Source organism: Polaromonas sp. P3_C2 (genome assembly GCF_056402675.1).
The window spans coordinates 1-10,175 of sequence record NZ_JBFUGX010000071.1; the positions used below are offsets into that span (position 1 = coordinate 1).

The 10,175-nt window shown below is 65.6% G+C and carries 10 protein-coding genes; 1 reads left to right on the top strand and 9 read right to left on the bottom strand.

The genetic code is table 11. The features are described 5' to 3' along the window. The 8 genes from AC1DWI_RS05095 to AC1DWI_RS05130 all read right to left on the bottom strand — a co-directional run. Window positions 1-1,140: N-acyl-D-amino-acid deacylase family protein (locus AC1DWI_RS05095; protein WP_477724478.1), on the bottom strand; the 1,140-nt coding region annotated here is incomplete at its 3' end. Beyond that, on the bottom strand, window positions 1,137-2,048 hold the full coding sequence (locus tag AC1DWI_RS05100) for a MurR/RpiR family transcriptional regulator (RefSeq protein ID WP_477670023.1): 912 nt from the start codon (window positions 2,046-2,048) through the stop codon (window positions 1,137-1,139). The genes AC1DWI_RS05100 and AC1DWI_RS05095, both read right to left, overlap by 4 nt. Then, the gene (locus tag AC1DWI_RS05105; protein ID WP_477670024.1) at window positions 2,049-3,332 is read right to left on the bottom strand and encodes an amino acid deaminase; all 1,284 of its coding nucleotides are present in this window, start codon (window positions 3,330-3,332) and stop codon (window positions 2,049-2,051) included. Further along, on the bottom strand, window positions 3,329-4,318 hold the full coding sequence (locus AC1DWI_RS05110; RefSeq protein WP_477670025.1) for an ABC transporter ATP-binding protein: 990 nt from the start codon (window positions 4,316-4,318) through the stop codon (window positions 3,329-3,331). Before AC1DWI_RS05110 ends, AC1DWI_RS05105 begins: the two co-directional genes overlap by 4 nt. Beyond that, a complete protein-coding gene (locus AC1DWI_RS05115) occupies window positions 4,315-5,340 on the bottom strand; it encodes an ABC transporter ATP-binding protein (protein WP_477670026.1) in 1,026 nt (341 codons plus the stop codon). Before AC1DWI_RS05115 ends, AC1DWI_RS05110 begins: the two co-directional genes overlap by 4 nt. After that, entirely contained in the window at window positions 5,337-6,185 is an 849-nt protein-coding gene (locus AC1DWI_RS05120) for an ABC transporter permease (protein ID WP_477670027.1), read from the bottom strand. Before AC1DWI_RS05120 ends, AC1DWI_RS05115 begins: the two co-directional genes overlap by 4 nt. Before the next feature lie 4 nt (window positions 6,186-6,189). Beyond that, complete coding sequence (locus AC1DWI_RS05125) at window positions 6,190-7,131, bottom strand: ABC transporter permease (protein ID WP_477648166.1); 942 nt, start codon at window positions 7,129-7,131, stop codon at window positions 6,190-6,192. 185 nt (window positions 7,132-7,316) lie between these two features. Next, window positions 7,317-8,873 carry an ABC transporter substrate-binding protein gene (locus AC1DWI_RS05130; protein WP_477670028.1) on the bottom strand — a complete coding sequence of 519 codons (1,557 nt, stop codon included), beginning with the start codon at window positions 8,871-8,873 and terminating at the stop codon, window positions 7,317-7,319. Between the two features lie 149 nt (window positions 8,874-9,022). Here AC1DWI_RS05130 and AC1DWI_RS05135 point away from each other — a divergent pair, with 149 nt between their 5' ends. Further along, a complete protein-coding gene (locus AC1DWI_RS05135) occupies window positions 9,023-9,412 on the top strand; it encodes a RidA family protein (protein ID WP_477648168.1) in 390 nt (129 codons plus the stop codon). Window positions 9,413-9,569: 157 nt separating this feature from the next. Here AC1DWI_RS05135 and AC1DWI_RS05140 read toward each other — a convergent pair. After that, window positions 9,570-10,175 (bottom strand): lytic transglycosylase domain-containing protein (locus AC1DWI_RS05140; RefSeq protein WP_477724479.1); only part of this gene is annotated, 606 nt, incomplete at its 5' end.

Consider the following 10,175-nt stretch of genomic DNA (forward strand, 5'->3'; position numbering starts at 1 on the left):
CCACAGGCGCGGGTGCGGATGCTTGTCATGCGGCAGGCCGTCCGATCCGATCATGGAAAGCGGATGGGCAATGACGCGCCGTACGTCGTCCTCGTGCATCTGGAAATAGCAGGCCCCGCCGGGCTGCAGGCGGCGGCAAACTGTTTTCTGGTCAACGCCCCACTCGGCTGCAATCGACGCCAGGGTGCGGCCCATCATTTCCGGATGCGGGGCCGACCAGCTCACGAGCACGTCAATAATGCCGTCGACCAGGTCTTCGCGCAGCACGGTCGAGCCGGCCACGTAGGGATAGACATCCATCGCGATGTCCTGGCGCTGCGCCAGCGTGTCGATCAGCGGCAGCGTCTCCTGCGTGCGGCCCCAGTTGGCCGGGCCGGCGCATTTGTGATGCGAGATCACCAGCGGCACACCTGCCTCGAAGGCGCAGCCGGCGGCCTCGTGCATGGCCTCCAGGATGTCGGCCATCTCCGAGCGCATGTGTGTGGCGTAAATGCCGCCGTACCGCGCGACGACGCGCGCCAGCGATGTCACCTCGGCGGCCGGTGCCGGCATGGCTTCGGCGTAAAAGAGGCCCGACGACAGGCCGATCGCGCCCTGGGCCATGCATTGCTCCAGCAGGGTGCACATGGCGGCCACTTCGCCGGCGGTGGCTGGCCGGTTGAGGTCGTCCACACAGGCATAGCGCAGCGTGGTGTGGCCGATCAGCGGCGCTACATTGACGGCCGGCTGCGCCTCGCCCACCGCCTGCGCATAAGCATCCACCGAGGGGTACTTGAATGAATTTCCCAGCAGGGTGAGGGCGCCCTGCGGTTCCTCCACCACGAAAGGCGCGACCGACAGGCCGCAGTTGCCGGTGACCACCGTGGTGATGCCCTGCGACAGCTTGGGAAACATGCCGGGCGCGTTCAGCACGATAGCGTCGTCGTGGGTGTGCACGTCGACGAAGCCGGGCGCAATCACCAGGCCGCTGCAGTCGTACACCTGGACATCGGACAGAGACAGGCCGTCCGGCAGGCTGCGACGCAAGTCCGGGCCCATGGCCACGATCCGGTCGCCCGCCAGCAGAAGGTCACCTGATCGGCCAGTCGCGCTGGTACCGTCCACCAGCAGGCCATTTTCCAGCAAGGTGGCGCGCGTCATCGTACTTTCCCCATGGTGAGCTTGGCGCCTTCGTCCCAGTCCAGCCGGGGGTGGTGGTGCATGTCCACGCCGCGTGTTTCCAGCGTGTGCTGGATGTTGGCCAGCCGGTTCACGGCCTTGTCGCCCAGGCGCTGCGCCACCAGCACGGTGAGGATTTCGATCACCGTCAGGTGCGCCAGGTAGGCCTCGGGGCCCACCGGCATTACCGGGTCGGGCGCCACTTCCACGCCCAGCACGATGTCGGCCAGCGCCGCCAGCTGCGAGCCGGGCTGGGTGAGCGCGATGATGGTGGCGCCCTGCGAGCGCGCCACGTCCACAGCCTCCAGCAACGAGGGCATGCCGCCGACATGTGTGATGGCCATCACCACGCCACGCGGGCCGATGGTAGCGGCCGAGATCAGCTGCAGGTGCGGGTCCAGGTAGCTGTTGGAAGCCACGCCCATGCGGTACAGCCGCGCCTGCAAGTCGGAGGCCATGAAGTTGGAGGTGACGCCGACGCCATAGCAGTCCACCCGGGCGCCGTCGACGATGGCGTCGGCCGCCGCCTGCACCGCTTCCACATTGAGCTGGGCCTGCACGCTGTTGATCACCGTGGTGGCGCCGCGCGTCACCTTGGCGATGACCTGCCGGGTGTCGTCATCGATGCGCACGCGCCGGTTCAGCGGCGAGCCGCCCACCGCGAGTTCTTGCGCCAGCGCCAGCTTGAACTCGCGCAGCCCGGGGTAGCCCAGGTCACGGCAGGTGCGCATGATGGTGGGGACCGAGCTGTTGGCGCGCTGTGCCAGGGTCTCGAAGGTTTCGTCCAGCACGCGCTGCGGGTCTTCCAGGATCAGGGCCAGCACAGTGCGCCGCGCAGCGGGCGCGCGGTCCATGATCTCGGCAATTTTTTCAAGGACGCGTGGAGTCATTTAAAAGCAGGTGACGATGGCGTCACACACGTTGTTTTGTTCGTCCACCACCGGCATCCAGCGCCATTTGTCGAAGGTGGTGCAGGGGTGGGAGATGCCCAGCGCAACCAGGTCGCCCACGCGCAGGGCCTGGTGTTCGGGGCCACTGCCGCGCAGGTAGGCATGCTGGTCGTTCAGGCCGGCGATCTTCCAGTCTGCAGGCGCCGGTGTCATGGTGGCCTCGCCCGCTCTGCACACACCCAGGGGCACGGGAAGCTCCAGGTCGTAGGAGATGTCGCGCTTGCCCACCGCGAGAATGGCCAGGCCCGGTTCAGGGCAGGATTGCACCGCCGCCCACACCTCCATCGCCGCGTGCAAGCCATGGCCGCAGCCCATGCGCGCAGCTACCGTATTCATGAAGCGGTGGTACGTGCCATGGTCGTGCGTCACATAGCAGCCCGAACGCAGCAGGCCCTGCACAGGCTGCGACAGTTTCATCTTCAGGTGTTCGGCTACCAGATCGAAGATGGCGGAGCCACCGGCCGTGAGCAGGATTTCATTCGTTTCGAACAACTGTTGTTCGTCGCAGGCTTTGGCGATGTCGCGCACACGCTGCATCAGCGCATTGGCGTAGGCCGTGTCGGCGTCTGACTGGCCGGTGGCGCCCAGGCCTTCGTAGCATTCGATGCCGACCAGCCGCGTGGCCTTGCCGCTGCGCAGGCGCTGAGCCAGGGCCAACGCCTGCTCGTGGCTGCGGCAGCCGGTGCGGCCGCCGTCCACACCGATCTCCAGCAGCACGTCGAAAGGCTCAGCGTGTGCATTCACCGCATGCCAGGCTTCAATGAGCTCCGCCTGCGCCAGTGAGTCCACCAGAAAAGCCACCCTCAGCCCGGCATGGGCACGCTTGAGGTCGGCTATGCCCTGCAGGTCCACCGACTGGAACACCTGGTTGGCGATCAGGCAGCGTTTCGCACCGGCCGTCACGCCTGCGCGCAGCTGCGTCACGGTGGCGAAGGTCAAGCCCCAGGCGCCGGCATCGAGCTGACGCCGGAACAGCTGCGGCGACATGGTGGTTTTGCCGTGCGGCGCCAGGCCCACGCCGTGGCTGCCGGCAAAACCCTGCATCCATTGCAGGTTGCCGGCCAGAGCGTCGCGGCGGATCACGGCCAGCGGCAACGGCAGGTCGCCGCGCAGCACGTTCCAGCCCTGGGTGCCAACGGCCGAGCGGCGCAGCGGCGGGCTATGGTGCGGAAAGCCCTTCCAGGAGGCGTCGAGCAGGGGGTCGAGAATATCTTGCAGTGTCATGGTGTCGTCAATGATTCGATGTCGTCTCGGATGCAGGCTTTGAGGCGGCCGCCGCCCATGTCGCGCGGCTCCGGCCGTGTCTCGGCACAGGCGTCAATGGCATGCGGGCAGCGTGTGCGAAACACGCAGCCCGAAGGCGGATTGACCGGGCTGGGCATGTCGCCTTTCAAGGGCACATGCACCATCCTGATGGTCGGGTCCGGTTTGGGCGAAGCGGCCAGCAGGGCCTGCGTGTAGGGATGCAGCGGCCGCGCGAACAGCTGCGCCGTCGGCGCCACTTCCATCACCCGGCCCAGGTACAGCACAACCACCCGGTCGCACAGGTATTCCACCACATCCAGGTCATGCGAGATGAACAGCATGGTCAGCTTCAGGCTATCGCGCAGGTCGCACAGCAGGTTGACCACCTGCGCCTGGATGGAAACGTCCAGTGCCGAGAGCGGCTCATCGGCCACGATGAATTCAGGCTGCACCGAGAGGGCCCGCGCCACGCCGATGCGCTGCCGCTGGCCGCCGGAAAACTCGTGMGGGTAACGCGCCGCGTGTTCAGGCGGCAGCCCCACTAACTGCAACAGCTCGGCGATGCGCTGTGCGGTGGCCTCCTTGCCTTTGGCCAGGCCATGCACCTGCAATGCCTCGCCCAGGATGTCGCGTACCCGCATCTTGGGGTTCAGGCTGGCGTATGGGTCCTGGAAGATCATCTGCAGCTTGCTGCGCAGCGCGCGCATGCGGCTGCCCGAGGCCGCGCCGAGGTCTTCGCCGCGGTAGCTCACCGTGCCGCCGGTGCTGTCGACCAGGCGCAGCAGGGCGCGGCCGATGGTGCTCTTGCCCGAGCCCGATTCGCCCACCAGGCCCAGTGTCTCGCCGGGATGGATCACGAAGGACACATCGTCCACGGCGCGCACTGGCCGCACAGAGGAACCGAAGAATTTCTGCAGGTTGCGCACCTCGATCAAGGGCGCAGCGGCTGGGGTCTGTGCGCTCATGCGGCCTCCGGCACCAGGATGCAGCGGGCGCTGCCGCCGGCTTCGTCGTTGCGCAACGCCGGCATGGCGTCGCGGCAGGCCGCGATGGCCTTGTCACAGCGCGGCTCGAAAGCGCAACCCGGTGGCGGCGCCAGCGGGCTGGAAACCTGGCCGCGGATGGCATAGAGTCGGCGCTTGCCTCCCGCCGCATGTGAGCCCTCGCCCGCCGACGCCCGCCCGCGCTGCTGCGCCGGCAGGCAGGCCAGCAGGCCCTGCGTGTAAGGATGCTGCGGCCGTGCGAACAGGTCGTTGACGGGCGCGGCCTCCACGATGCGGCCGGCGTACATCACAGCCACGTCATCGGCATGGTGGGCCACCACGCCCAGGTTGTGGGTGATGAACAGGATGCTCATGCCGGTCTCAGCCTGCAGCCTGCGCATCAGCGCCAGGATCTGCGCCTGGATGGTAACGTCCAGCGCGGTGGTGGGTTCGTCGGCGATCAGCAGCGTCGGGTCGCAGGCCATGGCCAGCGCGATCATCACCCGCTGGCGCATGCCGCCCGAAAGCTGGTGCGGGTATTCATGCAGGCGCTGGGCAGCCGCCGGGATCTCGACGAGCTCCAGCATGCGCAGGGCCTGGGCCAGGGCGGCCGCATGGCCCAGGCCCTTGTGCAGGCGCAGCGATTCGGCCACCTGCTCACCCACGGTGAAGACCGGGTTCAGGCTGGTCATCGGCTCCTGGAAGATCATCGCCACCTCGTTGCCGCGGATTGCGCGCATGCGCGGCTCGGGCAGCGTCAACAGGTCCAGCGTTTCGCCGGCGCGATTGACGAACAGGGCCTGGCCGCTGACCTGCGTCGAAGCGGTTCGCGGCAAGAGGCGCATCAGCGTCAGGCTGGTGACCGATTTGCCCGAGCCCGATTCGCCGACCAGGGCTGTGGTCTTGCCGGCACGGATGTTGAAGCTCACGTCGGCGACGGAGCGGATCAGGCCTTCGTCGGTGTCGAAGAAGGTGGAAAGGTGGCGTACTTCGAGACGGTTCACATCGATTTCCGCAGGCGCGGATCCAGCAGGTCGCGGATGCCGTCGCCCAGCAATTGAAGCGACAGCGCGGTAAGGATGATGGCCAGGCCCGGGAACAGCACGATCCACAGCGCCTGGTGGGCGTATTGCTGGCTGCCGGCGACCATGGTGCCCCAGGTCGGGATTTCGGGCGGCACGCCCACACCCAGGAAAGACAGCGCGGCTTCCGCCAGGATGGCGTAGGCAAAGATGAAGGAAGCCTGCACGAGAATCGGCGACATCAGGTTGGGCAGCACATGGCGCCAGAGGATGCGCACGGTGGAGACCCCGACGGCGCGCGCCGCTTCCACAAACAGCAGCTCGCGCACCACCAGCGTCGAGGCGCGCACCACCCGCGCCACGCGAGGCGTGTAGACCAGCACCAGGGCCAGCACCACGTTCAACATCGAGGGGCCGAGAATGCCGACCAGGGCGATTGCCAGCAGGATGTCGGGGAAGGACATCATGGCATCGACCAGCCGCATGACGGGCGCGTCGAGCCGGCGAAAGAAACCCGCGATCAGGCCAAACAAGGTGCCGGCCACCACCGAACCCAGCGCCGTCAGCAGCGCGATGGTCAGCGAATAGCGTCCGCCGAAGGCGATGCGGGCAAACAGGTCGCGGCCCAGTTCGTCGGTGCCGAACAGGTGAGCAGAAGAGGGTTGCGAGAGGCGCTGGCTCACGGCGGTTTCGTTCGGGTCCAGCCCGCTCAGGGGGCCGGCGAAGAGTGATACCAGCACCACCACGACCAAAGCGATGGCCGCGGCCAGAACGATACGGCGGCGAAACAGCTTGCGCAGGATGAGAGGAAGTTGAGGCATACGCATCGCTTCAGTACTTCACGCGTGGATCGACCACGGTGTAGAGCAGGTCGATCGCAAAGTTGATCACCACATAGATTGCCGCCACCACCAGCAGTGCCCCCTGGATCACCGGGTAGTCGCGCCGGATCACCGCGCTCACCACCAGGTTGCCCACGCCGGGCAGGCCGAACACCGTCTCGGTGACCACCGCGCCACCGATCATCAGTGCCACTGTCAGGCCGAGCACGGTGACGATGGGCACCAGCGCGTTGCGCAGCGCATGTTTGAGCACCACCACGTTTTCCGAAAGCCCCTTGGCCCGGGCAGTGCGCACGTAGTCCTCGCCCAGCACATCCAGCATCGAAGCGCGGGTGAAGCGGATGATCAGCGCTGAATTGAGCACGCCCAGCACCGTGGCCGGCAGCACCAGGCAGTGGATGCGGGCCGCCAGCGAGGCGCCCGGCTCGCCATAGCCCGAGACGGGGAACCAGCCCAGCGAGACCGCGAAGATCTGCATCAGCACCAGGCCGAACCAGAAGCTGGGTATGCTGGCGCCCAGCATGGCGAAGCCGGTGAAAGCCTGGTCGACGGCCCTGCCACGATACACGGCCGAGACGATGCCGCACGGCACACCGATCAGCGCGGCAATGGCGATGGCCATCAGCGAGAGCAGGGTCGTGGGCTCGGCCCTCTCCCACAGCGCCTGGGTTACCGGGCGCTGCAGAAAGATCGATTCGCCCAGGTTGCCGCGCGCCAGCTCCCGGACCCACAAGCCGAACTGCACCGGCAGGGGCTTGTCCAGGCCATAGACCTTCTGCACGCGCGCGATGTCCTCGGCCGTGGCCTGGTCGCCCAGCAGCACGGCGATCGGGTCACCCGGGGCAGCGCGCGTGAGGATGAAAACCAGCACCGCCACGATGGCCATGACCACCAGCATGCCGCCCAGCCGGGACAGGAGGTACCGTGTCATGACGTTGCTCTATTCAATGATGCGAATTTTTTACTCATTCGAAGGCACTCCACGTCCCCATCTCCACGCCCGCCGAAAGAACAGCGAAATAAAGCCAGTTGAGCCGCGGAACCGGCTTTGCCGGGCCGCAGGCGGACGGCCCCCTCGGGGGGCAGCGCATTACACGGAGTGAAAAGCGTGGGGGCTCAACTCTTTAGGCTGGTGTTCCAGAAGAACGGGTAGGTGTAGGGGGTGTAGCCCTGCAGCGCAGGCGCACGCGCCGACAGGCTGGCGAACTTGCCCACCTGGATGTAAGGCACCTCGTCATACACCACCTGCTGCACCTTGCCCCATAGCGCACCGCGCTTGGCAGGGTTCGGCTCCTGGTTCAGCGCGGCCAGTGCCTCGGCCTTGGCGGGCGAGCTCCACCAGCCCGGCGCGCCGTCGCCCAGCTGCGGCGGTGAAAGCATGGGCTCGGGGAACAGGCCCGAATGGGTGATGTAGATGTCCCACAGCTTGGGGTCGGCGCGGCGCTGCAGCAGCGTCGCCCAYTCGACCACGTTGAGTTCGGCCTTGAAGCCGGCACGCTTGAGCTGCTCGGCCATGATCAATGCCATGTTGTAGTGAAAGTCGTACTGCCGGCTGGTCAGGATACGCACCGGCTCGCCCTTGTAGCCGGCCTGCTCGGCCTGGCTCTTGGCCTTCTTGGCATCGCGTTCGTTATAGGCTGCGGTGCCGGCTGTGGAATAGAAGGGCGTGCCTTTGGGGAAGTGGTTACCTTCGGCGATGAAAAATCGCGTGTCGCCAAAGCCCGCTGCCAGCATCTCGCCTTCGCCCAGCGCGGTCTGCACCGCCTTGCGCACCGGTTGATGCGCCAGTGAACCCTCCTTGGTGTTGAACACCAGGTAAGGAAAGCCGAAAGAGGGCGTCATGATGGGCACGACCTTGCCGCCGGCTTTTTCCAGCCGCGGCAGCGCCTCGATCGGCAGCAGATCGGCGTAGTGGAACTGGCCGGCCAGCGCACCCTCCACCCGCGTGTTGGCATTGGGCACCGGTACGAAGCGCAGTTCCTCCACCACGGCCACCCGCTTGCCGCCGTAACCGCTGGCAGCTTCATTGCGCGCGGTGTAGCCATCGAAGCGGGTGAGCAGCACATACTGGTCGGGCTTGCGCTCCTTGAACTTGTAGGGCCCCGTGCCCACGTATTCGCGCAGCGGTTGGGCCAGCGATTCCTTGGCCATGATGGCTGCCATGCCCGAGGCCATCGCCAGCTGCGAGAGCAGCGGCGCATAGGCGTTCTTCAGGCTGATCTCCACGCTGAGTGGGCCCTTGGCCGACAGGTCGGCCACCTGCACCGCCACCGACTTGCCACGCGGCGAGACTTCCATCCAGCGCTTCAGGCTGGCCACCACGTCGTCAGCATGAAGCTCGCGCCCGCTGTGCAGCATCACGCCCTTGCGCAGGGCGATGCTGTAGAGCTTGCCGTCCGCCGATATCTTGGGCATCGCCTCGGCCAGCATCGGCACCAGGGCCGCCTTGGCGTCGAAGGTGAACAGCGGCTCGTAGACGTGCTGCATGATGATGCAGACCAGGTCGGCCGGGGTCGACTGGATGTCCAGCGTCGGCGGCTCAGCCACCATGGCCAGATTCAGGGCTGACTTGCCCGTCTGCGCGGCGGCCGGACCGAAGCCGGCGCCGGCCGCACCCAGGGCCAACAGGGAGGACAAGGCAGTGCGGCGGTGCATGCGAATTCCACGGATCATGACAACTCCTGATTGAAGTTAAATTTCAAAAGTGAAGATTAATTGACCTGAAGACGATCATTTTCAGGATAAACCCGAGTATTTGCGCATATTCATGAAAATATATTTCATAATTTGCCATAAAAGAGACTGGAAAAAAGGAGTTCTTCATGCCTCTGGAACATTTCGGAAATCCTCCGCTGGCCTCCGACCGCCAGCCCCGACCGTTCTCACCCGCCGTACGCGCCGGTGACTTCGTCTATGTCTCCGGCCAGGTGCCGGCCAATGAAAACGGCGAGATCGTGACCGGCGGGATTGAGGTGCAGACCCACCAGGTGATGAAGAACCTGCAGGCGGTGCTGGCCCTGGCCGGTTGCACGCTGGACGACGTCTGCAAGAGCACTGTTTGGCTGCAGGACGCGCGCGACTTCGGCAGTTTCAACCGCATCTACATGGGCTATTTCGGTGAGAAGAAGCCGGCCCGCTCGACGACCGAAGCGCGGTTGATGGTGGATGCGCGGGTGGAGATTGATGTTGTGGCTTATAAGCCAAAGGGCTGAGGCCTGGCTTGTTCTGTCGTTGCGCTTTTTGCTGAGGGTTGCTGGCCGGGGGTTGCCCGGCCAGCAGGATCCAGAGGAGGGTGCGCCGGAAAATTAATAACAACCCTGAAAAAACGCTATCAATTCAATAGCCGCCCGCACTCGTCCCTAAAATACTTCAAGGCAGATCCTTGTAAGGCTCCGGCTGCGCCGCATCCCTGGGCCCCACGGTGCCAAGCCGTGCTTTCAGCGACTGCGGCTGCCCCGTCAGGATGGCCGCGTAATTGGTGGTGTTCGACAGCACTTTTTTCACATAGTCGCGCGTTTCGCTGAACGGCACGCTTTCGGCCCAGATCGCAGCGTCCAGCACCGGCCCGTTGCGCCAGAGGCGTGGCCGCCCGGGGCCGGCGTTGTAGGCTGCGGCGGCCATGGGCATGGAGCCGTTCAGGTCATCCAGCGCAAACTTGAGGTAGGCCGTGCCGATCGCGATGTTGGTATCGCGGTCATTGAGCTGGTCTTGCGTGAAGCCTTCAAGGCCGATTTTTTTGGCCGTCCAGCGTGCCGTCGCCGGCATGACCTGCATCAGGCCCGAAGCGCCCACGCCGGAGCGCGCGTCCATGATGAAACGGCTTTCCTGGCGGATCAGGCCGTACACATAGGCCGGGTCGAGGTTGATGGACTGGCTGCGTTTGGTCACCGTTTCGCGAAACGGCATCGGGAAGCGTTGCTCGAAATCGATCTCGCCTTTGGTGCGCTCACTGGTGTTGATGCAGCGGTCCCAGAT

Bases quoted from the DNA above. Each gene is read 5' to 3' on its own strand.
- AC1DWI_RS05135 (WP_477648168.1), top strand. From the start codon at position 9,023: ATGCCTCTGGAACATTTCGGAAATCCTCCGCTGGCCTCCGACCGCCAG.
- AC1DWI_RS05105 (WP_477670024.1), bottom strand. From the start codon at position 3,332: ATGACACTGCAAGATATTCTCGACCCCCTGCTCGACGCCTCCTGGAAG.
- AC1DWI_RS05125 (WP_477648166.1), bottom strand. From the start codon at position 7,131: ATGACACGGTACCTCCTGTCCCGGCTGGGCGGCATGCTGGTGGTCATG.
- AC1DWI_RS05100 (WP_477670023.1), bottom strand. From the start codon at position 2,048: ATGACTCCACGCGTCCTTGAAAAAATTGCCGAGATCATGGACCGCGCG.
- AC1DWI_RS05120 (WP_477670027.1), bottom strand. From the start codon at position 6,185: ATGCGTATGCCTCAACTTCCTCTCATCCTGCGCAAGCTGTTTCGCCGC.